General features: G+C 60.6%; 17 protein-coding genes and 2 tRNA genes. 2 read left to right on the plus strand and 17 right to left on the minus strand.

Translation table 11 applies throughout. The annotated features are described in order from the left end of the window. Positions 1-169: 169 nt before the first annotated feature. Entirely contained in the window at positions 170-5239 is a 5070-nt protein-coding gene (locus AC3WJP_RS16140) for a dermonecrotic toxin domain-containing protein (protein WP_493722770.1), read from the plus strand. Between the two features lie 86 nt (positions 5240-5325). Here the strand turns inward: AC3WJP_RS16140 and pnp are convergent, their stop codons facing one another. The 15 genes from pnp to rlmE form a co-directional block, all read right to left on the minus strand. Next, positions 5326-7428: a polyribonucleotide nucleotidyltransferase gene (gene pnp / locus AC3WJP_RS16145; protein ID WP_493722771.1), complete on the minus strand. Its 2103-nt coding sequence runs from the start codon at positions 7426-7428 to the stop codon at positions 5326-5328. 250 nt (positions 7429-7678) lie between these two features. Beyond that, entirely contained in the window at positions 7679-7948 is a 270-nt protein-coding gene (rpsO, locus tag AC3WJP_RS16150; protein ID WP_493722772.1) for a 30S ribosomal protein S15, read from the minus strand. Between the two features lie 145 nt (positions 7949-8093). Beyond that, complete coding sequence (gene truB / locus AC3WJP_RS16155) at positions 8094-9011, minus strand: tRNA pseudouridine(55) synthase TruB (protein WP_493722773.1); 918 nt, start codon at positions 9009-9011, stop codon at positions 8094-8096. 3 nt (positions 9012-9014) lie between these two features. Further along, the gene (gene rbfA / locus AC3WJP_RS16160; RefSeq protein ID WP_226507086.1) at positions 9015-9416 is read right to left on the minus strand and encodes a 30S ribosome-binding factor RbfA; all 402 of its coding nucleotides are present in this window, start codon (positions 9414-9416) and stop codon (positions 9015-9017) included. A gap of 110 nt (positions 9417-9526) precedes the next feature. Further along, positions 9527-12055 carry a translation initiation factor IF-2 gene (gene infB / locus AC3WJP_RS16165; RefSeq protein ID WP_493722774.1) on the minus strand — a complete coding sequence of 843 codons (2529 nt, stop codon included), beginning with the start codon at positions 12053-12055 and terminating at the stop codon, positions 9527-9529. A 27-nt stretch (positions 12056-12082) separates the two neighbouring features. Further along, on the minus strand, positions 12083-13564 hold the full coding sequence (gene nusA, locus AC3WJP_RS16170) for a transcription termination factor NusA (protein WP_493722775.1): 1482 nt from the start codon (positions 13562-13564) through the stop codon (positions 12083-12085). Between the two features lie 48 nt (positions 13565-13612). Beyond that, entirely contained in the window at positions 13613-14071 is a 459-nt protein-coding gene (gene rimP, locus AC3WJP_RS16175) for a ribosome maturation factor RimP (RefSeq protein ID WP_493722822.1), read from the minus strand. Positions 14072-14210: 139 nt separating this feature from the next. Further along, positions 14211-14287 (minus strand) — tRNA-Met (locus tag AC3WJP_RS16180). Positions 14288-14385: 98 nt separating this feature from the next. After that, positions 14386-14471, minus strand: a tRNA-Leu gene (locus AC3WJP_RS16185). Between the two features lie 45 nt (positions 14472-14516). Beyond that, on the minus strand, positions 14517-14897 hold the full coding sequence (secG, locus tag AC3WJP_RS16190) for a preprotein translocase subunit SecG (protein ID WP_493722776.1): 381 nt from the start codon (positions 14895-14897) through the stop codon (positions 14517-14519). Between the two features lie 4 nt (positions 14898-14901). Next, positions 14902-15657: a triose-phosphate isomerase gene (gene tpiA, locus AC3WJP_RS16195; protein WP_226507090.1), complete on the minus strand. Its 756-nt coding sequence runs from the start codon at positions 15655-15657 to the stop codon at positions 14902-14904. A 66-nt stretch (positions 15658-15723) separates the two neighbouring features. Then, positions 15724-17064, minus strand: a complete 1341-nt coding sequence (gene glmM / locus AC3WJP_RS16200) for a phosphoglucosamine mutase (RefSeq protein WP_493722777.1) — start codon at positions 17062-17064, stop codon at positions 15724-15726. 53 nt (positions 17065-17117) lie between these two features. After that, positions 17118-17969 carry a dihydropteroate synthase gene (gene folP / locus AC3WJP_RS16205; protein ID WP_493722778.1) on the minus strand — a complete coding sequence of 284 codons (852 nt, stop codon included), beginning with the start codon at positions 17967-17969 and terminating at the stop codon, positions 17118-17120. Positions 17970-17992: 23 nt separating this feature from the next. Then, positions 17993-19903, minus strand: a complete 1911-nt coding sequence (gene ftsH, locus AC3WJP_RS16210; protein ID WP_493722779.1) for an ATP-dependent zinc metalloprotease FtsH — start codon at positions 19901-19903, stop codon at positions 17993-17995. A 201-nt stretch (positions 19904-20104) separates the two neighbouring features. Continuing rightward, a complete protein-coding gene (rlmE, locus tag AC3WJP_RS16215) occupies positions 20105-20737 on the minus strand; it encodes a 23S rRNA (uridine(2552)-2'-O)-methyltransferase RlmE (protein ID WP_493722780.1) in 633 nt (210 codons plus the stop codon). 103 nt (positions 20738-20840) lie between these two features. Here rlmE and AC3WJP_RS16220 point away from each other — a divergent pair, with 103 nt between their 5' ends. Beyond that, the gene (locus AC3WJP_RS16220) at positions 20841-21149 is read left to right on the plus strand and encodes a YhbY family RNA-binding protein (RefSeq protein ID WP_493722781.1); all 309 of its coding nucleotides are present in this window, start codon (positions 20841-20843) and stop codon (positions 21147-21149) included. A 75-nt stretch (positions 21150-21224) separates the two neighbouring features. On the opposite strand, the gene greA is transcribed toward AC3WJP_RS16220, so the two are convergent. Together greA and carB are read right to left on the minus strand one after the other, a co-directional pair. After that, on the minus strand, positions 21225-21701 hold the full coding sequence (greA, locus tag AC3WJP_RS16225) for a transcription elongation factor GreA (RefSeq protein ID WP_493722782.1): 477 nt from the start codon (positions 21699-21701) through the stop codon (positions 21225-21227). Continuing rightward, positions 21698-24919, minus strand: coding sequence for a carbamoyl-phosphate synthase large subunit (carB, locus tag AC3WJP_RS16230; RefSeq protein ID WP_493722783.1), 3222 nt, complete (start codon positions 24917-24919; stop codon positions 21698-21700). The genes greA and carB overlap by 4 nt, the downstream gene beginning before the upstream one ends. Positions 24920-24995 lie beyond the last annotated feature (76 nt).

Raw genomic sequence — 24995 nt, forward strand, 5'->3', positions numbered from 1 at the left:
CGGGTCGTGCAGACTGCATGATCGCGCCTTAAACCCGCGTGCAAGTTGCATCTTCGCCAAATACCGGTGTGCGCCGGCCCCTGATTTATCTACCGCTAGCCCCGTGGTCTGCACGCGTAGCGTCGTGGTTCCGAACCGGATTGTCCGGGACCGTCTCGCAGGGAAGATCATGAACGCCACCCCCTATTTCGAAGCAAGTACGCTTGTCGCCCATTTCAGGACGGCGCTGCAGGCCGCCTCCAGCGATATTCTCAGCATCGAGGAAACAGCATGGCTAAGCCGCCTGGCCGACGAAACTGCCATCCCCGAAAACATGCGCGTGGAGGCGTTGAAAAATGCCCAACCGGCCTCCACCGGTTGCCTGGTATTCCATCAACGCAACCCGGCGCTCAAGGCGGTTTACCTCTATAGCCCTCTGCGCGGCGTGCAGGGCTTCGACAACCTGCGCCAGCTGGAGAGCTCGTTGCAAAGCGAACTGGCACACCTGGGCGTCGCCACCCAGCCGCTGCAATTCGTGGAGCTGGCCTACCCGGTATTCGAACAGTGGTCGCAGCAGCTCCTGCAGGAACAGATCGACCTGCTCGGCAATTTCGCCGAGGGTCTGAGCAAGCTGCCAACCTTGCGCAGCGTCATGGAAGAGTGTGTGACCCAGGCTTTCTCGAGCGTGCTCGATGGCACCACGGACATCGCCGGGCATCGCTTGCAGATCGTCGCCGCCGACGATGTCGTGCTGCGCACCGAAACGCTGTGCGACAGTGCCCTCAACCTGTTCAGCGGCCAGCCTCTGGGCACGGAGCTGCGCCGTCGCTACCTGCGCGGTGACGCCGTCGAACCCGACCCGGCCTACCACGACAGCTGCGAAGCGGCGCTGCTTGCAGCTACCATCGCCGTGCCGGGTGCCTTCGCCCGTACCTTGCGCGAGTACTGGGCAGGCGCCGATAACGACGTGGGCAGCGACCGCCGCGATGCCCTCGCCCTCGGCTTGGCCGACAACTACGCACGGATGCTCATCCAGGCAGCAGCCAGCGGGCAGATCAGCGCCGAGCAACTGGTATGGCTGCGCGAGCTGCTGATCCCGGACGTTGACACCCTGAGCGCGCATACCCTAGCGTTCGCCGCATTGCAGGAAGGCGACAACGCCGTAGTGCCGATTGCCGACAGCCTGGTCCTCCAGCATCGCACCGAAGCCAGCCAAGGCCTCTTTGTGTTCAGTTCCAGCGGCGGCCTGCTGCATTTCGCTGATCGAGAGGCCCTCAAGCGTCATTGCATCGAGCGGGTCTCCCAAGCACCGCGCTCGATCGCGATCGCCCAGGATCACTGGAGCCTGTTGCAAGATGAAGCCCCCACCGATATTACCCTGAGCGACATAGACCAAGGCGCCTTCCTGGCACTAGCGGACAGTTTGAGCGCCCTGCTCGCCCGGCGCCTGGCTCATGCCTTGCGCTTCCCCGGCGCGCAGACCGGCACGACCGCTGCCGCCGTCGAGGATGCCTTGGATATCCGCGCGCTCATCGATAGCCGGCTAGCCCACATCGGCGATGCCAGCCGCTGGATAACCGACCGCGCCGGTGCCACGGTCAAGAGCCTGCCCGAGCCCCTCAACCGCAGCGTGACGCTGTTTCAACGCATGATCCACGCCGGTTCTCTGGTATGGCTGCTCAAGGGCCTCAAGGGTGCCCAGCCCGATATTCGCGCATCAGTCATCCGGCAATTCGCGCCCGCGATCAACGCCCTGTGCCAAGGCGCGCTGCAGCCCCAGGACCTGTGGATCAAGCACAACGATAAAGCCGTCGCTCTGATCGACTTTTTCCTCGGCACCCTCAGTGGCAGCATCGCCCATGGCAGCAAGGCCGACTTCCAGGTGCTGGATAGTCATCAGCAGCCGCTGGCCTGGCCGAGCGCCGAAGCCCTCTGGCAGCAGATCGGCCACTTGAAGCTCGACTTCTCGCTCGGTTATCTGGAGCAGCACAAGGCCTACGACGAGGGGCAGGTGCGCTTGGGCAAAGGCGTGACCTTCCCTGCGCGGGTCATGCACGTTCTGACCGAAGCGCTATTGCGTATCGAACTGGCCATGGCCCGCGAGGACAAGCTGATCGATGCGGACCTGCTGGACTTGCTGCAACAGGCGCTCGACGGCCCCCAGCAGACACTGGCCAATGCCCGCTTCCGTATTCTCAGGCTGAGCCTGAAGATGCCCGGCAAGCCCAACATACTGCCCATGACCAGCGCCTTCGTGTTGAGGCGCGCGGCCCCAGAGGCCGGCACGCTGCTGCTGTGGTCACCGCTGGAACCGCTGACGCAGTTCAGCGATGAGCAAAGTCTGCTCGATCAAATGAATGGCGCGTTCGAGGAGGAACCCAAGCTGGTGCAATGGATGGACCTTATCCATGCCGAGGACCTGATCAAGTGGCATACGCCCTCGGTGCTGCCCGGCGTCACCGTGCCGGAGCTGGTGCTGACGAGTGTAGGTGCCGACCTGCTCGGTCACCTGGCCAAGAGCGCCATGAGCTATCGCGCCAACACCCGCACGCACTATTTGAGCTACGCGATCCGCAACGAACTCGACGCTCCATTGCTCCAGCGTTTCGTCGACCTTGAAGCGGCCGCCCAGCCCATTCAGAAGCCTATCAAGCGCCTGCACGATACGCTGCAGACCCAATACTTCCGCAGCTTGCTGCCAACCTGGCTCAAGGACGCGACGCCTCACCAGCTGCGCACCTACTCACTGCTGGTGCAGAACGCCGCCAGCGTTTCCAACAGCAAATTCAACTATCTGTTCGATGTTCCCAAACTGGACGACTTCGCCCATCAGCAGCTCAGTGCCCAGCTGGCCAAGGATTTTCCGACACTGGCGGCGGATCCGGCGCTGATCACCGTGACCTATTCCCACGTCACGCCCAACCCGGTGCTGCCCGGGCAGACGCCGTCCCCCCTCGCGGGCGACACCGTCACCACCAGCAAGAGTCTCACCGAATTCGCCCTGACCCACAGTGGCATCGTCGATACCGCCAGCAACTTCAAGGTGAGCGTCTCAGGGCCGAATCAGGCGCCATTGTCACTGGATGCACGCAAGGTCCGCGACATGGTCGACGCGCTGGATGTTGGCCGCGCCTATCGCACCTTGCTGGCCGACAAGCTCTCCATCCACAGTGCCGACTACGGGAAACGCCGCGAGCGCTACAGCCGCACGGCGACCGCGTACCTGATGGAAGAGGGTTATCAGCAGTTTCTGGAGAAAAAGCTCAGCGCCTCGGCGATGTACTACCTGTCCCACGTGCTGGCCAAACCGGATGGCCTGGCCCGCGATGATGCGATGGGCCACAAGATCGTCATATCCAATCTGCAGCTGCGCGCCGCCGAGGGCTTTGCTCCCGACACCGTGCGTGGCATGTACCTCATCGGCCCGGACGATGTGAAGCAAGGCCCCGTGCTGCTCTACTGCGCCTATCGGCCGGAACATCGGCTGATGGAGTTCAAGGATCAGGAAGCCCTGCGCGCCGCCTTGCTGCTCGACACCGCCTTGCAGCAGGACATCCTCGCGCGTGTGCCCGAAGGCGTGCGCAGCCGCTACGATCACGAGGGCTTCCTGCACCCTCATCTGTTCTGGGATCCTTCCGATCTCTACGCGTTCGATACCACGCCAGGGCCAGTACAACTGGTCCGTCGGGTCATCGAAGGCAATGCCATCCATGTGCTGTATGACGAGAATGCGCTCCTTCTCATCGAGTTGGCCAAGGCACGCACGGTCACCACCGCCGAGGCCTATTGGCAGGTTTTCCGCTATGTGCTCGGCCTGGCCATCGAACAGGGGTCGCTGTTCCTGCCGGGCAAGCTGGCGGCGGTGATCGGCACCCTGCAAAGCGCGCAGTGGCTCAAGGGCTCGGCCGATGCGGCGCTCAAGCACAACTGGGGCGAGTCCCTGGCGGAGTTCATCACCGCCCTGGGCGGCCTGGCCAGCAGTCGCATGCCACATCACGCACTGAGCAAGAAAGGTGCGCCGTCGATCCCCGCGCCAGAACCGGCAGCGGTCGACATCGATCCCGCCTGGACGACTCAATCCCTGCGGCCCCAACTCTCTGGAAGCCTGACCAACTTGCGTTGTGAAGACATCCAGCTCAAGGACCTGAGCAAGAACGCCGCGCTGAACCTTTATATCGACACCACCGCGAATCGCTATTTCGCGGCGGTGGCGGGGAATGTCTATGAAGTCGGCAAGCGTGGGGAACACTGGAGAATCATCAAGGATGGCAAGGCCGGCCCGGACCTGAAAAAAGTCGCTGGCCAGTGGCAGATCGACCTCAAGGAAGGCCTGCTCGGCGGCGGGATCATGCCCAGCTGTTTCGACACGGCCGCCGTGGACTACGAGATCGCACTGCGCTTCACCACCTTGGCGTCCGGCATGAAGAACATCAGTGCACTGCACCCGCTCAAGCACGCCATGCTGGTGCGGGCCTATGACAAGGCGCGCCACTACCTGGAGACCGCGCTCGAGAACCTGGAGGCACCCAGTCCGCAGGTGGCGCTGTCGGCCAGAACCTTGAAGGTCCTGAACAATGCGTTCGGGCACGTTCCGTCCCCGCAGGCGGTCGAGCAGCTACGGGACTACACCAAGCGGATACTGACGCATTTGCTTTCGGATCCCATGAAGCCCGCTAGCTCGAAGCGCATCATCGTTGGCGTCAACATGCCGGGCTATGAAGACACCGTAGCCTTCGTCTATGACCAAGATCCAGGCAAACGGATTTTCCTTACCGAACGGTTCTTTACGCTGCCATGGGAGGTCTCAGTGCATGCCATCGCCTCCGAGACCGAGTTGCTCGCGCATCAGCAGGCCGTGTCGTTGATCCATGAAATATCCCATCAGATCATCAGAACGGTGGACATAGCCTATGTGGAGGCCTCATCCCCGTTTATCGATCAGCTCAGCCGCAATACCGGCGGCGGGCGCAATGTCCGTGACGAAATCCTGGCCTTTCGACGCAACGGCCTGTCGGTGAACACTTCACCCCATATTCTGTTCAAAGTCCGGGTAAACATGGTGTGGCGCGACATTGTCGCCGACGATGGTCGTGCCTTCGACGCGATACTCAAGCTCACTAAGACCGACAAATTGGTCAATGCCCGCGCGGCCTTCTATACCAACCCGCAGATACGCACCGATATCATCATGGCCAACGCTGACTCCTTGTCATGGCTGATCGCCAAGCTGGGACGCACGCGTTTCGCCCCTATCGGCTGAAATGAAAAATGCCCCGTATCCGAAGATACGGGGCATTCCTGTGTGACTGCGCAGCGGATCACGCTACGCTACACCGCTGACGGCACTTACGCGCCGGAAGCCTTGGCAGCAGCGACGTCCTTGATGGACAGCTTGATGCGACCGCGGTTGTCGACGTCCAGTACCAGGACTTCGACTTCCTGGCCTTCTTTCAGAATGTCGGTGACTTTCTCTACGCGAGCGTCGCTCAGCATCGAGATGTGCACCAGACCGTCCTTGCCCGGCAGGATGTTGACGAATGCCCCGAAGTCAACGATACGCTCGACCTTGCCGACGTAGATCTTGCCGATCTCGGCTTCGGCGGTGATGCTCAGAACGCGCTGACGCGCAGCTTCTGCAGCTTCTTTGCTCTCGCCGAAGATCTTGATCGAGCCATCGTCTTCGATGTCGATCGACGCTTTGGTTTCTTCGCAGATGGCACGAATGGTCGCGCCACCTTTGCCGATGACGTCACGGATCTTGTCGGTGTCGATCTTCATGGCGATCATAGTCGGCGCGTTGGCCGACAGCTCGGTACGGGAGGTGCCGAGGACCTGGTTCATCTGGCGCAGGATGTTCTTGCGCGCTTCCAAGGCCTGGGCCAAGGCTTTTTCCATGATCTCTTCGGTGATGCCGTTGATCTTGATGTCCATCTGCAGCGCGGTGATGCCTTTATCGGTACCCGCTACCTTGAAGTCCATGTCACCAAGGTGGTCTTCGTCACCCAGGATGTCAGTGAGGATGGCGACCTCCCCGCCTTCTTTCACCAGACCCATGGCGATACCGGCAACTGGTGCCTTCATCGGCACACCAGCGTCCATCAGTGCCAGCGAGGCACCGCAGACCGAAGCCATGGAGCTCGAACCGTTGGATTCGGTAATTTCCGATACCACGCGGATGGTGTAAGGGAATTCGCTGGCATCCGGCAGCATGGCCTGAACCGAACGGCGAGCCAGACGGCCGTGACCGATTTCGCGACGGCCTGCACCGCCCATGCGACCGCACTCACCCACCGAGAACGGCGGGAAGTTGTAGTGCAGCATGAAGGGGTCTTTCTTCTCGCCTTCGAGGGTGTCCAGCAGTTGCGCGTCACGGGCAGTGCCCAGTGTGGCAACGACCAGCGCCTGGGTTTCACCACGGGTGAACAGCGACGAACCGTGAGTCTTGGGCAGTACACCGACTTCGATGTTCAGTGGACGCACGGTCTTGGTGTCGCGACCGTCGATACGTGGCTTGCCGTTGACGATGTTCTCGCGAACGGTGCGGTATTCGATCTCGCCGAAGATTTCCTTCACTTCACCCGCGCTCGGGCCGTTTTCAGTGGCGAATTTGGCAACCACCTGATCACGCAGTTCGCCCAGCTTGGCGTAGCGATCAGCCTTGACGGTGATGGTGTAGGCCTGGGAGACGGCATCGCCGAATTCGCTACGGATAGCGCCCAACAGCTCGGTGTTCCAGGCTTTAGGAGTCCAGCTCCAGGTGGGCTTGGCGGCTTCGGCGGCCAGCTCGCTGACGGCCTTGATGACCGACTGGAATTCGTCGTGGGCGAACAGCACGGCGCCCAGCATCTGGTCCTCGGTCAGCTCTTTGGCTTCCGACTCAACCATCAGCACGGCTTCCTGGGTACCGGCGACGACCATGTCCAGGCTCGAAGCGGCCTGCTGCTCGTAGGTCGGGTTCAGCAGATAGCCGGTGCTTTCGTGGTACGCCACTCGAGCGGCGCCGATCGGGCCGTCGAACGGAATGCCGGAGATGGCCAGGGCTGCCGAGGTACCGATCATCGCAGCGATGTCCGGATCGGTTTTCTTGCTGGTGGACACGACGGTGCAGACAACCTGCACTTCGTTCATGAAGCCTTCAGGGAACAGGGGGCGGATCGGGCGATCGATCAGACGCGAGGTGAGGGTTTCTTTCTCGGAAGGACGGCCTTCACGCTTGAAGAAACCGCCGGGAATCTTACCGGCAGCGTAGGTCTTTTCCTGGTAGTGCACGGACAGAGGGAAAAAGCCCTTGCCTGGATCCGCTTGCTTGGCACCGACCACGGTGACCAGTACGGTGACGTCGTTATCGACGGTGACCAGTACGGCGCCGGAGGCTTGACGGGCAATACGGCCCGTTTCGAGGGTAACGGTCGACTGACCGAATTGGAACTTCTTGATGACCGGGTTCACGGTTTCCTACCTTCTTGATTGCTCTGGGGGAACTGGTTTCTTGCGAATGCTTGGGCAGACAGGGGATTCGGCCCCGATGACCGTCCAGATACAACTTGAGGCTGGAGGCCTGCCCGCCCTGGCGGCAAACCCGCTGGGGTACGACAGACAACCAACCTCAGGAATGCGCGCAGCGCCCCCGCAGGCCGGAGCTTGAGCCCCGGCCGGCGGACACAACACGCCACGCTTGTCACCGCGTGTCAGGCCGCTATTAGCGACGCAGACCCAGACGACCGATCAGGGTGCTGTAACGGGTGATGTCCTTGCCCTTCAGGTAGTCCAGCAGCTTGCGGCGCTGGTTGACCATGCGGATCAGACCACGACGGGAGTGGTGGTCTTTACCGTTGGCCTTGAAGTGACCTTGCAGCTTGTTGATGTTGTGGGTCAGCAGTGCAACTTGCACTTCTGGCGAACCAGTATCACCAACGGCTTGCTGGTAGTCGGCAACGATTTGAGCTTTGTCTTCAACGCTAAGAGCCATGAGGCATCTCCAGTACTAGGGAACCCGCGAACGGATTCCAACAGGCCAGGGCAATACCCTGTATTAATAAAAAGAGGTGCGACCGTGCCTGTTGACAGCCGTCCTCGACCAGCCGCTACGGAAAACCCGCAGCGACCGGGATCGGTCATTCCGACCGAATCAGTCGACGTGGCGCAATGCGCCCGTCTTCGCTCACTTCACCGATTCCGATGAAGCGACCATTGTGATCCTGTACCCGCACCATGCCGAACCGCGGTGCATCGGGGGCTCTGACCGCCTGACCGTGCAACCAGTAATGCGCGCTGGCCTCGGAGAACTGCAGCAGCGGCCAATCCTGCAGACCGCTGTCCGATGGCATCAGGAAGCGATCCACCGCCTCGTTGCCGCCTTCAGCGTGCACCGCCTCGAGCTCTTCGAGGGTCACCGTCTGCGCCAGGCTGAACGGCCCGGCGTGGGTACGGCGCAGTTCCGCGACATAAGCGCCACAGCCCAGCTGCTCGCCAATGTCCTCGACCAGCGTGCGGATGTAGGTGCCTTTGGTGCAGCCTACCGACAATCTGGCGCGGGTCTGCTCGTGCTCGAGCAATTCCAGCCGCGCAATAGTAACAGAACGCGCTTCGCGCTCCACTACTTCCCCTGCACGGGCGAGCTTGTACAACGGCTGGCCATCACGCTTGAGCGCCGAGTACATCGGCGGGATCTGCATGATAGGGCCGCGGAATGCGGGCAGTGCAGCCTCGATATCGGCGCGACCGACGGTCACTTCGCGGGTCTGCAGAACCTCACCCTCGGCATCCGCCGTGGTGGTGGTCTGCCCCAACTGCATGACCGTTTCGTAGCCCTTGTCGGAATCGAGCAGGTACTGGGAAAACTTGGTGGCCTCACCGAAGCACAACGGCAGCACACCAGTGGCCAGCGGGTCGAGGCTGCCAGTGTGCCCGGCCTTCTCGGCATTGAGCAACCAGCGGACTTTCTGCAAGGCGGCGTTGGAGGTGAATCCCAACGGCTTGTCGAGCAGAATGATGCCGCTGACGTTGCGGCGAATACGTTTGACCTGAGCCACCGATTACTCCTTGGCGTCTGTTTCCGGACCGTCTTCAGGGTGAAGATTGTCCTCGGCCACGGCACGCTCGATCAGCGCCGACAGGTGGGCACCGCGCGACACGCTTTCGTCGTAATGGAAGTGCAGTTGCGGCACGCTGCGCAGCTTCATTTCCTTGGCCAGTTGCATACGCAAGAAGCCCGCTGCGCTGTTGAGCACCTTGATGCTCTGCTTGATGTCTTCGGCGCTGTCCTCGCCCATCACGGTGATGTACACCTTGGCATGACCCACGTCACGGCTGACGTCGACGGCGGTGATGGTGACCAGGCCCACGCGGGGATCCTTGACTTCACGACGGATCAATTGTGCCAGCTCGCGCTGCATCTGATCGCCGATCCGTTGGGTACGGCTATATTCTTTTGCCATGTTTCACTACCTGTAACTAGAGCGGCAAACGCCCGGTCAGGCATGAAGCCGGACCGGGCGTTGCGTTCAGAACCGGGCGAAACGTTCGCGCGGTTCCATGAGCTCGCGGATTAGAGCGTACGAGCCACTTGGACCTTCTCGTAGACTTCGATCTTGTCGCCGGCCTTGACGTCGTTGTAGCTCTTGACGCCGATACCGCACTCCATGCCGGCACGCACTTCGGACGCATCGTCCTTGAAGCGACGCAGCGATTCCAGCTCGCCTTCGAAGATCACGATGTCTTCGCGCAGTACACGGATCGGACGGTTGCGGTAGACCACACCCTCGATGACCATGCAACCGGCGATCGCACCGAACTTCGGCGAACGGAACACGTCACGCACTTCGGCGACACCCAGGATGTTCTCGCGAACATCGCTGCCGAGCATGCCGGTCAGGGCTTTCTTGACGTCTTCAATGATGTCGTAGATCACGTTGTAGTAACGCATATCCAGACCTTCCTGCTCGACGATCTTGCGCGCGCCGGCATCGGCACGTACGTTGAAGCCGAACAGTACTGCATTGGAGGCCAGTGCCAGGTTGGCATCGGATTCGGTGATACCACCGACGCCGCCACCGACCACACGCACTTGCACTTCGTCGTTGCCCAGACCGTTGAGCGCACCCTGCAGCGCTTCGAGGGAACCACGGACGTCGGATTTGAGGACGATGTTGAGCGTCTTCTTCTCTTCCTGACCCATGTTCTCGAAGATGTTTTCCAGCTTGCCGGCGTGAGCACGGGCCAGCTTGACTTCGCGGAACTTGCCTTGACGGAACAGCGCGACTTCACGGGCTTTCTTCTCGTCAGCCACTACGCTCATTTCGTCGCCAGCGTCCGGAGTACCGTCCAGGCCGAGGATCTCGACAGGGATGGATGGACCGGCTTCCTTGATCGACTTGCCGTTCTCGTCGAGCATGGCACGCACGCGGCCATAGTTCGAACCGACCAGGACCATGTCGCCCTGACGCAGGGTACCGTCCTGTACCAGCACGGTAGCCACCGGGCCACGACCCTTGTCCAGACGAGACTCGACCACCACACCACGGCCAGGGGCCGAAGGGGTTGCAGTCAGTTCCAGTACTTCGGCTTGCAGCAATACGGCTTCGAGCAGCTCGTCGACACCTGTACCCGCTTTGGCCGAGACCGGTACGAATGGAGTGTCGCCACCCCAGTCTTCGGAAGTCACGCCGTGCACCGACAGCTCGCTGCGGATGCGATCCAGGTCTGCACCCGGCTTGTCGATCTTGTTGACCGCGACCACCAGCGGGACGCCAGCTGCCTTGGCATGCTGAACGGCTTCGATGGTTTGCGGCATCACGCCGTCGTCCGCTGCCACCACGAGGATGACGATGTCGGTCGCCTTGGCACCACGGGCACGCATTGCGGTAAACGCGGCGTGACCCGGGGTGTCGAGGAAGGTGACCATGCCACGGTCGGTTTCGACGTGGTAGGCACCGATGTGCTGGGTGATACCACCGGCTTCGCCAGCGGCGACCTTGGCACGACGAATGTAGTCGAGCAGCGAGGTCTTGCCGTGGTCGACGTGGCCCATGACGGTCACCACCGGTGCACGTGCAAAGGCTTCGCCTTCGAACTTCAACGATTCGGCCAGGGAGTCTTCCAGGGCGGTGTCGCTGACCAGAGTCACTTTGTGGCCCAGTTCTTCAGCAACCAGTTGGGCAGTTTCCTGATCCAGTACCTGGTTGATGGTGGCTGGAGTACCCAGCTTGAACATGAACTTGATGACTTCGGCAGCCTTGACCGACATCTGTGCGGCCAGATCGCCGACCGAGATGGTTTCGCCGATCTGTACGTCACGCACGACAGGGCCGGTCGGGCTCTGGAAACCGTGAGCGTTGCGCTTTTTCAGCTTGCCCTTGCCACGGCCACCGCGACGGAAGCTGTCGCTTTCTTCTTCGGTGGTACGCGGTGCGGCACGCGGAGTCGGCGCCTTCTCCTTGACGGTAGCGCGGTGTGGCTGGTTCTTGCGCTCGCCAGCACGGCGGTCGTCTTCACCTTTGGCCTTGTCCGGGCGGCGTGGTGGTTCTTCACGCTTGCGCTCACCAGCAGGCGCTGGAGCCGAGGCCACGAAGGCTTCGGCGGCGACAGGCGCCTGAACCGGTGCAGCGGCCGGCGCTGCTGCAGGGGCAGCCGGAGCGGCCTCGGCGACGGCGGCGGTGCCTTGCGGCGCGCTCGGGGCTTCCTTGGCGGCCTTCTGGCGAGCTTCTTCCTCGGCCTTCTGGCGCACAGCCGCTTCAGCCGCACCACGCTCTTCGAGCTCGCGCTTCTGCTCGGCCTGGATTTCTTCCGGGCTGCGCTGAACGAAAACTTTCTTCTTGCGTACTTCTACGCTGATGCTCTTGCTACCCGCTACGCGCAGGGTGCTCGTGGTTTTGCGCTGCAAAGTGATCTTGCGCGGTTCTTCCACTTTTACCTTGTGGCTGCTTTTCAAATGAGCCAGCAGAGCCTGCTTCTCATTATCGGTCACAACTTGTCCGGCGTCGGTGTGCGGCAGACCTGCCTCACGCATCTGCTGTAACAGGCGCTCTACCGGTGCAGCGACCTCTTTGGCCAGTTCATTCACCGTGACTTGCGTCATGCACTTCTCTCCTCAGGCCGCGCCTACTTACTCGAACCAGTGGGCTCGGGCGGCCATGATCAACTTGCCGGCACGATCATCGTCAATGCCGTCGATGTCGAGCAGATCGTCAATAGACTGCTCGGCCAGGTCTTCGCGGGTAATTACGCCGCGCACCGCCAGTTCCATCGCCAAATCCTTGTCCATACCCTCAAGCGAGAGCAGGTCTTCGGCCGGATGGGCGTCTGCCAGCTTTTCCTCAGTAGCGATGGCTTTGGTCAACAAACGATCCTTGGCACGAGCGCGAAGCTCGTTGACGATATCTTCGTCAAAGCCGTCGATGTTGAGCATTTCTTCCAACGGTACGTAGGCAATCTCTTCCAGGCTGGTGAAACCTTCATCAACCAGCACCTGCGCCAGCTCTTCATCGACTTCCAGCTCGTCGATGAAGTTGCGCAGGATGTCGCCGGTTTCTGCTTGCTGCTTGGCCTGGATGTCCGATTCGGTCATCACGTTCAGGGTCCAACCGGTCAGTTGGCTGGCCAGGCGGACGTTCTGTCCACCGCGGCCAATCGCTTGAGCCAGGTTGTCTGCGCCGACCGCGATGTCCATGGCATGGGCATCCTCATCAACGATGATGGCGGCCACTTCGGCAGGCGACATCGCGTTGATCACGAATTGCGCAGGGTTATCGTCCCAGAGGACGATGTCGACACGCTCGCCGCCCAGCTCACCCGAAACGGCCTGTACGCGGGAACCGCGCATACCGATGCAGGCGCCCTGAGGATCGATGCGCTTGTCCTTGGAACGTACGGCGATCTTGGCTCGGGAGCCAGGATCACGGGACGCGGCCATGACTTCGATCAGCCCTTCGGCGATTTCCGGCACTTCGATGCGGAACAGTTCGATCAGCATCTCTGGCGCAGTACGCGACAGAATCAGCTGCGGACCGCGGTTCTCGGTGCGGATTTCCTTGAGCAGTGCACGCAGGCGCACGCCCACCCGGAAAGTTTCCCGGGAAATAATGTCTTCGCGGGCCAGCAACGCTTCGGCGTTGTTGCCCAGGTCGACGATGACGTTGTCACGGGTGACCTTCTTGACGGTCCCGGAGATGATCTCGCCGAGACGCTCGCGATAGGCATCGACCACTTGAGCACGTTCGGCTTCGCGAACTTTCTGCACGATGACCTGTTTGGCGGTCTGGGCAGCGATACGGCCGAACTCGATCGACTCGATCTTTTCTTCGACCACTTCACCGACCTTGGCGCCGGGGTGCGAGATTTCCACCTTGCTAGGCCAGGTCTCGATGGCCGGATCGTCAAGATCAGCCTCCTCGACCACGGTCCAGCGACGGAACGTCTCATAGGCACCGGTGTGGCGGTTGATTTCCACACGCAGGTCAACTTCGTCTTCAAAACGTTTTTTGGTGGCCGTAGCCAGCGCTATTTCCAGCGCCTCAAAAATAACGCCCGCCGGTACGCCCTTTTCATTGGATACCGACTCAACAACCAGCAGTACTTCTTTGCTCATCGTACGCCTCGCCTTTCGCAAGCCATTTGGATCCGCGGGATCCGCGTCTCAGTCAAAACTGGGAATAATGTTGGCCTTGTCGATCATATCGATCGGCAGCAGGAACTCGTGATCGTCTACCTGGACCACAACATCCTGTTCCTCCACCCCGCGGAGAAAACCCTGAAAGTTGCGACGCCCTTCGAAGGGCGAACGCAGCTTGATCTTCACTTGTTCGCCGACAAATTGGGCAAACTGTTCAAGGGTGAACAGCGGGCGCTCCATGCCGGGAGAAGAAACTTCAAGGGTGTACTCGACGGAGATAGGATCTTCAACGTCCAGTACGCCGCTGATCTGGCGACTGACGATTGCACAGTCATCCACCAGCACGCCGCCTTCCTTGTCGATATAGACGCGCAACAAAGAATGACGACCTTGAGCGGAAAATTCGATCCCCCAGCATTCATAGCCAAGGGCCACGACCACCGGGGCCAACAAGGCCTGCAACTGTTCTAGCTTGCTCGACACCTGAACCCCCTCGTGCATGTTCATGCATGCTAATGCAAATAAAAAATGGGCGAAGCGCCCATCCCGGATACGCCGTTGAATACCGGCGCAAAGACTGTCCAGCCAACAAAAAGCCCCTAAAAAGGGGCTCTGCTAAAACTGGTTGCGGGAGCTGGATTTGAACCAACGACCTTCGGGTTATGAGCCCGACGAGCTACCAGACTGCTCCATCCCGCGACAAAGCTGGGGCAAAAGTATAAGACTTAACCCCTATCGGGGTCAATCCAACCTTTCACCGACAAGAAAGCCCGCATCTGCGGGCTCCCCTGATTAATTGGTACCGAGAAGGGGACTCGAACCCCTACACCCTATGGGCACAACCACCTCAAGGTTGCGTGTCTACCAATTCCACCACCTCGGCAATACAACATTTACTACCCGTACAACCATGATGCTCTTGCGAGTATCACTTTTGCTCTTGAGCCGGAGGGACGTCAGATTTCACATCACTCTTTTGCTCTTGAAGCACCGGAACATCATCTGAAACCGGCTTTTGCTTTGGTGCCACAACCGCTGGTGCTTGAGGGAGACCTACTTGAGTCAGCTCGTGAGCTTTCTCTTTAGCAAAGTAACCTAACCCCAGGCTGGTTATGAAAAAACATGCAGCTAGTATAGCAGTAAACTTACTAAGAAAGGTAGAGGAACCTTGGCCTCCGAAGACAGTATTTGATGCACCTGCTCCGAACGACGCGCCAGCGTCCGCACCTTTACCCTGCTGCAGCAAAACCAGAGCAACGACGCCCAGGGCACCCAGCAGATGAAAAACGACTACGACTGTTTCCAGCATTTTCTCAGTTTCCCGCGGCGCGAATGATCGCACCGAACTCATCTGCATTCAGGGAAGCTCCACCAATGAGCCCCCCATCGATATCCGGCATGCCGAACAGCTCAGCCGCATTGGCCGCCTTCACGCTGCCGCCGTATAGAAGCCGCGTATTACCCGCCACTTCAGAATTCTTTGCCGCCAGCTGCGCGCGAATGGCGGCGTGCACATCCTGCGCTTGCTGCGGCGAGGCCGTGAGGCCCGTGCCGATGGCCCATACAGGCTCATAGGCGATGATCGCGTTGACGAAAGCGTCGATGCCCAGGGCATCGATGACGCTATCGATCTGCCGACCGACTACTGCGAGGGTCTTGTCCGCCTCGCGCTCTTCCAGGGTTTCCCCTACACAGAGCACCGGGGTCAAGCCACTGGCCTGGGCTGCCGCAAACTTGCGAACCAGCAGCTCATCGGACTCGGCAAAAATCTGCCGGCGTTCCGAGTGCCCTACCAAGACCAGCTTGCAACCGGCTTCCGCCAACTGCGCCGGCGAGATCTCACCGGTCAGTGCACCCTGTTCTGCTTGCTGGGCACTATTCTGCCCACCGACCACAATCGACTGTCCTTGCAGGCCAGCGACGACGCGATCGATATACAACGCCGGAGGGAACACCGCCACGTCGACCGAACCCGGGAGAGACAGATTGCTCAGTCCCTTGATCAGCTCAGCGACGCTGTTGCCGGTACCGTGCATTTTCCAGTTACCTGCTACCATCGTGCGACGCATGCTGTACCTCGTCGGTCAAAGTGGGCGCAGATGTTACCCAACCAGATCATCACTGGCAAGCCGTATTCAGGCGCAAACTTCACTTACCAGTTTTGCCAGCTCGTCGGCATAGCCACGAACCTGCTTTTCGTCGTCGCCTTCGACCATCACGCGCACCAGCGGCTCGGTCCCGGACTTGCGCAGCAAGACCCGGCCACGACCGCCCATGGCGGCCGTCACGCGCTCACAGGCCTCCTTGACCGCCGGATGCTCGCAGGGGTCGACATCCCCCCCGGCAAAACGCACGTTGACCAGCACCTGCGGGCACTTGCGCAGCGCCTGGCGGGCGTGGGCGAGGCTTTCGTCGCGACGCTTGAGCGCCAGCAACACTTGCAGCGCAGCGATGATCGCGTCCCCGGTGGTGGTGTGCTGGCAGCACACCACATGCCCGGAGTTCTCGCCGCCCAGTTGCCAGTCACGCTCCTTGAGCTCGGCCATCACGTAGCGGTCGCCGACCTTGGCCCGCACGAACGGAATCGCCAGATCCTGCAACGCCAGCTCCAGGCCGAGGTTGCTCATCAGAGTGCCGACCACGCCGCCATTGAGACGACCACGCTCTTGCAGGTCGCGAGCGATGATGAACAGCAATTCGTCACCGTCGACGATAGCGCCCGCGTGATCGACCATCAGCACGCGATCGCCATCACCATCGAAGGCAATGCCCATATCGGCGTGACCGATCAGCACGGCTGCCTGCAGGGCCTCCATGTGCGTCGAACCGCAGTTGTCGTTGATGTTCAGGCCATCGGGCGCCGCAGACAGCACAGTGACGTTGGCACCGAGCTCGCGAAACACGTTTGGGGCAACTTTGTAGGTCGCACCATGGGCGCAATCGACCACTAGCTTGAGGCCGGCAAAATCGGTGCTGCTCGGTACGCTGCTCTTGCAGAATTCGATGTAGCGACCGGCCGCGTCGTTGATCCGTGACACCTTGCCCAGTTTGCTGGATTCGGCCACGGTCATTGGCGCGTCCATCAACTCCTCGATCATCGACTCAATCTCGTCGGGCAGCTTGGTGCCCTGACCCGAGAAGAACTTGATGCCGTTGTCATCGTGGGGGTTGTGCGAGGCACTGATGACGATGCCCGCCTCAGCGTGGAAGGTGCGCGTCAGATACGCGATGGCGGGTGTCGGCATCGGCCCCAGCAGCATCACATCGGCGCCTGCAGCGGACAGACCAGCCTCCAGGGCGGACTCGAACATGTACCCGGAGATACGCGTGTCCTTACCCACCAGCACTCGACAGGCACCCATCTTGCGAAATGCCATGCCGGCTGCCCAACCCAGCTTGAGCATGAAGTCGGGGGTGATCGGATACTCGCCAACACGCCCACGAATACCGTCGGTGCCAAAATACTTTCTGCTCATGAATTTCAATCCTGTCTTGTTCGGCAGCACCCTCAGGCGCTGAACTCGGGCGCCTATTCGGCGGCTTCGACCGCTGCAATCATACGCACTACATCGACCGTTTCAGCCACGTCATGCACACGCAGGATGCGCGCGCCCTTGAACATGGCCAGCGCCGCGAGAGCCAGGCTGCCGCTGAGGCGCTGATCGACCGTGCGGTTCAAGGCACGGCCGACCATACTCTTGCGCGACACCCCGACCAGCAGCGGCCGCCCGAGGGCGTGCAGGGCTTCCATGTGGCGGAACAGGCTCAAGTTGTGCTCGTGGGTCTTGGCAAAGCCGAAACCCGGGTCGAGGACGATGCGCTCGGCCGGGATACCCGCCGCCGCACACGCCTGCATACGTTCATCCAGGAAGGCACTGACCTCACCTACCAGGTCATCGTAATGAGGCGCGTCCTGCATGTCACCTGGCTCGCCGAGCATATGCATCAGACACACCGGCAAACCAGTGTCGGCAGCCGCCTGCAGCGCGCCAGGACGACGCAGCGAACGCACATCGTTGATCAACCCGGCGCCGAGGCGTGCTGTTTCGCTGATGACTTGCGGCGTGGAGGTGTCGACCGAAATGATGACGTCCAGCTCGCGCGCGATCGCGTCGACGACCGGAGCCACACGATCGAGCTCCTCGGCAACGCCCACGGCTTTGGCACCGGGGCGTGTGGACTCGCCACCGACGTCGATCAGAGTCGCACCCGCTTCGACCATCGCCGCGGCGTGCCGAATGGCCAGGTCGCGCTGGGCGAACCGGCCACCATCGGAAAACGAATCGGGGGTGATATTGAGGATACCCATGACATGGGTACGGGACAAATCGAGAACCCGGTTGCCACAAGGCAACCGGGTCGGGTGTAGCGTGGATATCATGTCAAACCTTGAGGCCGGAGACCTTAGTGTTGAGCCGCTGGCCCACCGATCGGGTTCGAAGGCAATTCACCTTCTTTGACAGGTGTGCCAGCAGAACCCGAACCACCGCCCGACCAATCGCGCGGCTCGCGTGGGGTACGTCCGGCCATGATATCGTCGATCTGGTCAGCATCGATAGTCTCGTACTTCATCAACGCATCGGCCATGGCGTCCAGCTGAGCGCGCTTGTCCGTCAAGATCTGCTGAGCGGTGCTGTAGCAATTGTCGATGATCGAACGCACTTCGGAGTCGATCAGCTTGGCGGTTTCACCCGACACGCTGGCGTTGCCCGAACTGCCACCGCCACGCAGGAACGGCTGATCGTCATCCTCGGCATACAGCAGCGGGCCGAGCTTTTCAGATAGGCCCCACTTGGTGACCATGTTCCGCGCAATCTGGCTGGCACGCATGATGTCGTTGGAAGCGCCGGTGGTGACGCCGTCGAAGCCCAAGGTCATCTCTTCGGCGATACGACCGCCGTACAGCGAGCAGATCTGGCTGATCAGCGCACGCTTGGACAAGCTGTAACGATCTTCCTCAGGAAGGAACATGGTCACACCCAGCGCTCGGCCACGGGGGATGATCGACACTTTGTAGACCGGATCATGCTCAGGCACGACGCGACCGACGATGGCGTGACCCGCCTCATGGTAAGCGGTGTTACGTTTTTCTTTCTCGGACATGACCATGGTCTTGCGCTCGGCGCCCATCATGATCTTGTCTTTGGCCAGCTCGAACTCTTTCATCTCGACGATGCGCTTGCCGTTGCGGGCAGCGAACAACGAGGCCTCGTTGACCAGGTTGGCCAGGTCGGCACCGGAGAAGCCGGGCGTACCACGGGCGATCACAGCTGGGTTGACGTCGTCGCCCAGCGGCGCCTTTTTCATGTGCACCTTGAGGATCTGCTCGCGGCCACGGATGTCCGGCAAGCCGACCACTACCTGGCGGTCGAAGCGACCTGGACGCAGCAGCGCCGGGTCGAGCACGTCAGGACGGTTGGTCGCGGCGATGACGATGATGCCGTCATTCATTTCGAAGCCGTCCATCTCTACCAGCAACTGGTTGAGGGTCTGCTCACGCTCGTCGTGACCACCGCCCATGCCGCCGCCACGATGGCGACCCACAGCGTCGATCTCGTCGATGAAGATGATGCACGGCGCGTGTTTTTTCGCTTGCTCGAACATGTCACGCACGCGGCTTGCACCGACGCCCACGAACATTTCAACGAAGTCGGAACCGGAGATGGTGAAGAACGGCACCTTGGCTTCACCGGCGATGGCCTTGGCCAGCAGGGTTTTACCCGTACCCGGAGGACCAACCATCAGCACACCGCGTGGGATACGCCCGCCCAGGCGCTGAAACTTGCCCGGATCGCGCAGAAACTCGACCAGTTCACCCACCTCTTCCTTGGCCTCGTCGCAACCCGCGACGTCAGCCAGGGTGGTTTTGACCTGATCCTCGGACAGCAGCCTAGCCTTGCTCTTGCCAAAGCTCATCGGCCCGCCCTTGCCTCCAGCACCGCCCTGCATCTGGCGCATGAAGAACATGAACACGGCAATGATCACCAGGATCGGGAAGCTCGCCACCAGCAGTTGAGTCCAGATGCTCTGCTGCTCAGGCTGCTTGCCTTCGACCGTGACGTGATTGTCGACCAGGTCGCCGATCAGGCCGTTGTCGGCGATGTTCGGACGGATGGTCTTGAAGTTGTCACCGTCGTTGCGCTTGCCAGTGATAACCGCGCCGTCCACGGTGATACGCTCGACCTTGCCATCCTTGACTTGCTGAATGAAGTCGGAATAGTTGAGGGTCTGCGGCTCGTTAGGGCTGGAGAAGTTGTTCATGACCGTCACCAGGACGGCTGCAATGATCAACCACAGGATGAGGTTCTTTGCCATATCGTTCAATTCACTACCCTCTGAAGCAAGCCACCGGGGCAGACGTGCCTCGCATGATAATCATCGGCCTAACTTACACGACACTTTCGTAGTCTGCAGACACAGTCTGTAACCCTTTGTAAAGCATTGACTACAATATTGGCCTATGTGCTGACCAATCGCCCCATTGAAAAAATCAATCAATGCGGCCCAAAGCCCCTATTATTGCTCGTCGCCACCGCGGAACCCGCGGCCCAGCAGGTATTGTTCGCGTGAACGATCCCGTGAGGAATCCGGTTTACGCACCTGTACCTTGTCAAACATCTGCCGAACGGTCTTGTGATAGACGTCGATGCCTTCGCCCTGAAAGATCTTGATCAGGAAGTCGCCACCCGGCTTCAGTACCCGGCTCGCCAGATCCAACGCCAGTTCACAGAGGAACATGGCCCGCGGCATATCGACAGCCGGCATCCCACTCATATTGGGGGCCATGTCGGAAATAACAAGGTCTACCTTGGAATTACCTACTGCCTCGAGGATCTGCGCCAGCACGGCGTCCTCGGTGAAGTCGCCCTGGATGAAGGTCACATCGGGGATGCTGTCCATTTCCAGGATGTCGGAAGCGATCAGCTTGCCCTGGCCGCCGATCAGCCGGCTGGTGACCTGCGACCAGCCACCCGGCGCGGCGCCGAGGTCGATCACGCTCATGCCAGGACGGATGATCTTGTCCTTTTCCTGGATTTCCAGGAGCTTGTAGCTCGCACGGGAGCGGTAACCATCCTTCTGCGCCATCTTGACGTAAGGATCGTTGAAATGTTCTTTCAGCCAACCAAGACTGGTTTTGGAACGGGCCACTGGGCACCTCGATATTTCTGGCGTCGCGATTAACTGGGCGCGGAGATTGCCGCTCGGGTAAACTGGCCGCCGCTTTTTACAAGATCAGACAAAGGGTCAGATTATGCCGCTCACTCAGGAGCAGAAGAAACAGTACAAATCCATCGGCCACCATCTGAAACCGGTTCTGATTGTGGCAGATAATGGATTGACTGAAGGTGTTTTAGCAGAATTCGAACGCGCCGTGAGTGATCACGAGCTGATCAAGATCAAGCTCAACATCCTCGATCGCGAACAACGCCTGGCAACCATTGCACAGCTGTGCAAGACCGGCCGCGCCGATCTGGTGCAGGTCATCGGCAAGATGGCGTTGATCTACCGCAAGAACCCGCAGGTGAACAAGCAGCTTTCGAACATCCATCGTTTTCATTGATGGACCGAGAGTTTCGCGGGCAAGCCTTGCTCCCACAGCGTAGGAGCAGGGCTTGCCCGCGAAGGGCTTACCTCGTCAGATGTGCTTGACGCTGACGATCTCGTACTCGACTACGCCGCTCGGCGTCTTCACCACCACCACATCGCCCTCTTCCTTGGCAATCAAGGCGCGAGCAATGGGCGAACCCACCGAAATCTTGCCTAGCTTGAAGTCCGCCTCGTCTTCCCCGACGATGTGATAGGTCACGGATTCGTCGGTCTCGACGTTGGCGATCTCCACTGTAGTGCCGAAAATCACCTTGCCGGTGTGCGGGATCGTGGTGACGTCGATGATCACCGCATTCTGCAGGCGGCCTTCGATGTCACGGATGCGCGCTTCCACCATACCCTGCTGCTCGCGGGCAGCATGGTACTCGGCGTTTTCTTTCAGATCTCCCAGCTCACGCGCAGTACCGATGTCCTGGCTGAGCTTGGGACGCACCACCTTGGTCAGGTGCGCGTGTTCTTCTTCCAGGGAGCGAGCGCCCTGGACGGTCATGGGGTATTTGATCATGCCTTGAGCCCTGCATGCAGATCCTGCAAGCGGCGAACGGTCTTTTCGGGACCGAACTTCAGCGCTTCGCAGATAGCCTCGCCCGCAGCGATCGTGGTGGTGCAGTAGATCTTGTGCTGCAGGGCGTTGCGACGGATGGAGTAGGAATCAGCGATCGACTGACGGCCTTCGGTGGTGTTGATGATCAAGGTGACTTCGTCGTTCTTGATCATGTCGACCACGTGCGGGCGACCTTCGGTCACTTTGTTCACACGACGTACTTTCAGGCCGGCCGCTTCGATTTCGCGGGCGGTACCGGCGGTGGCGACTACTTCGAAGCCCAGGGCGATCAGGTCGCGAGCGACACCCGCCACCAGTGGTTTGTCGTCGTCACGCACGCTGATGAATGCGGTGCCGCCAGTCGGCAGCACTTCGCTGGCGCCCATCTGAGCCTTGGCGAAGGCTTCGCCGAAGGTGTCACCGACACCCATGACTTCACCGGTGGACTTCATCTCTGGGCCGAGGATCGGGTCGACGCCCGGGAACTTGGCGAACGGGAACACCGCTTCCTTGACGCTGTAGAAGTTGGGAATGATTTCCTTGGTGAAGCCCAGCTCTTTCAGGGTTTTGCCAGCCATGACGCGCGCGGCGATCATCGCCAGCGAGGTGCCGATGCACTTGGACACGAACGGCACGGTACGGGAAGCACGCGGGTTGACTTCGATCACGTAGATCTTGTCGCCCTGCAGGGCCAGCTGAACGTTCATCAGGCCGACCACACCCAGTTCCAGGGCCATCTTCTTGACCTGATCGCGGACTTCGTCCTGCACCTGGGCAGGCAACGAGTACGGCGGCAGCGAGCACGCGGAGTCACCGGAGTGAACACCCGCCTGCTCGATGTGCTGCATGATGGCGCCGATGACTACGTCGGTACCGTCGCACACCGCATCCACGTCCATCTCGATGGCGCAGTTGAGGAAGTGATCGAGCAGTACCGGGCTGTCGTTGGACACCTGTACGGCATCGCGCAGGTAGCGCTTGAGTTCGTCCAGCTCGTAGACGATCTCCATGGCACGGCCGCCCAGTACGTAGGACGGGCGTACCACCAACGGGTAGCCGATCACGCCAGCGGCACGGATGGCTTCTTCTTCGCTGCGCACGGTGGCGTTCGGCGGCTGCAGCAGGTTCAGGCGCTGAACCATCTGCTGGAAGCGCTCACGGTCTTCGGCACGGTCGATGGCGTCCGGGCTGGTACCGATGATCGGCACGCCGGCTTCTTCCAGGGCGCGAGCCAGTTTCAACGGGGTCTGGCCGCCGTACTGGACGATCACGCCTTTAGGCTTCTCGACGCGGACCACTTCCAGCACGTCTTCGAGCGTCAGCGGCTCGAAGTACAGGCGGTCGGAGGTGTCGTAGTCGGTGGAAACGGTTTCCGGGTTGCAGTTGACCATGATGGTCTCGTACCCGTCTTCACGCAGCGCCAGGGCTGCGTGCACGCAGCAGTAGTCGAACTCGATGCCTTGGCCGATACGGTTCGGGCCGCCACCGAGGATCATGATCTTGTCGCGGGTCGAAGGGTTGGCCTCGCACTCTTCCTCGTACGTGGAGTACAGGTAGGCGGTGTCGGTGGCGAACTCGGCGGCGCAGGTGTCGACGCGCTTGTACACCGGCAGCACTTCGAGCTTGTGGCGATGACGGCGCAGATTCTTGTCGGTAATGCCCAGCAGCTTGGCCAGACGCTGGTCGCTGAAGCCTTTGCGCTTGAGCTTGAGCATCAGGGCCTTGTCGATGTCGGCCAGACCGAGGGTCTTGACCTTCTCTTCGTCCTTGATGAGGTCTTCGATCTGCACCAGGAACCAGTGGTCGATCATGGTCAGGGCGAAGATCTCGTCGCAGGTCATGCCGGCACGGAAGGCGTCGGCCACGTACCAGATACGCTCGGCGCCCGGCACGGTCAGCTCGCGCTTGAGGATGCTCTGGAATTCAGGGTTGCTCGGCTCGACTTTCGGGTCGAGGCCGCACACACCGACTTCCAGGCCGCGCAGGGCTTTCTGCAGGGATTCCTGGAAGGTCCGGCCGATGGCCATGACTTCACCCACGGATTTCATCTGGGTGGTCAGGCGGGCGTCGGCTTTCGGGAATTTCTCGAAGGCGAAGCGCGGCAGCTTGGTGACCACGTAGTCGATGGACGGCTCGAAGGACGCCGGGGTCTTGCCGCCGGTGATGTCGTTCTGCAGCTCATCGAGGGTGTAACCGACGGCCAGCTTGGCCGCGACCTTGGCGATCGGGAAGCCGGTAGCCTTGGAAGCCAGTGCCGAGGAACGCGATACCCGTGGGTTCATCTCGATCACGACCATGCGGCCGGTGTTCGGGCAGATGCCGAACTGCACGTTGGAACCGCCAGTCTCGACACCGATCTCGCGCAGTACCGCCAGGGAGGCGTTGCGCATGATCTGGTATTCCTTGTCCGTCAGGGTCTGTGCTGGCGCAACGGTGATCGAGTCACCGGTGTGCACGCCCATTGGGTCGAAGTTCTCGATCGAGCAGACGATGATGCAGTTGTCCTTTTTGTCGCGGACCACTTCCATCTCGTATTCTTTCCAGCCGATCAGCGATTCGTCGATCAGCAGTTCCTTGGTCGGCGACAGGTCCAGACCACGGGCGCAGATTTCTTCGAACTCTTCACGGTTGTAGGCGATACCGCCACCGGTGCCGCCCATGGTGAAGGACGGACGAATGATGCACGGGAAGCCCAGGGTCTCGAGGACCGCATTGGCTTCTTCCATGCTGTGGGCGATACCGGAGCGCGGGCACGCCAGGCCGATGGACTTCATGGCCTTGTCGAAGCGCGAGCGGTCTTCGGCCTTGTCGATGGTGTCGGCATTGGCACCGATCATTTCGACGCCGAACTTTTCCAGTACGCCTTCGCGCTCTAGGTCCAGGGCGCAGTTCAGGGCGGTCTGGCCACCCATGGTCGGCAGCAGCGCGTCAGGACGCTCGGCTTCGATGATCTTGGCCACGGTCTGCCACTTGATCGGCTCGATGTAGGTGGCGTCGGCCATGGCCGGGTCGGTCATGATGGTGGCCGGGTTGGAGTTCACCAGGATGACGCGGTAACCCTCTTCGCGCAGGGCTTTGCAGGCCTGGGCGCCGGAGTAGTCGAATTCGCAGGCCTGACCGATGACGATCGGGCCGGCACCGAGGATCAGGATGCTCTTTATGTCTGTACGTTTTGGCATGGGTTGTCACTCAAGTCCGCAATTCAGTCGGCGATCCCGGGGGATGGCCGGCTTGACATCATTCGTTGGCGCCAGT

This window comes from Pseudomonas sp. GW821-FHT01A09, assembly GCF_058986725.1.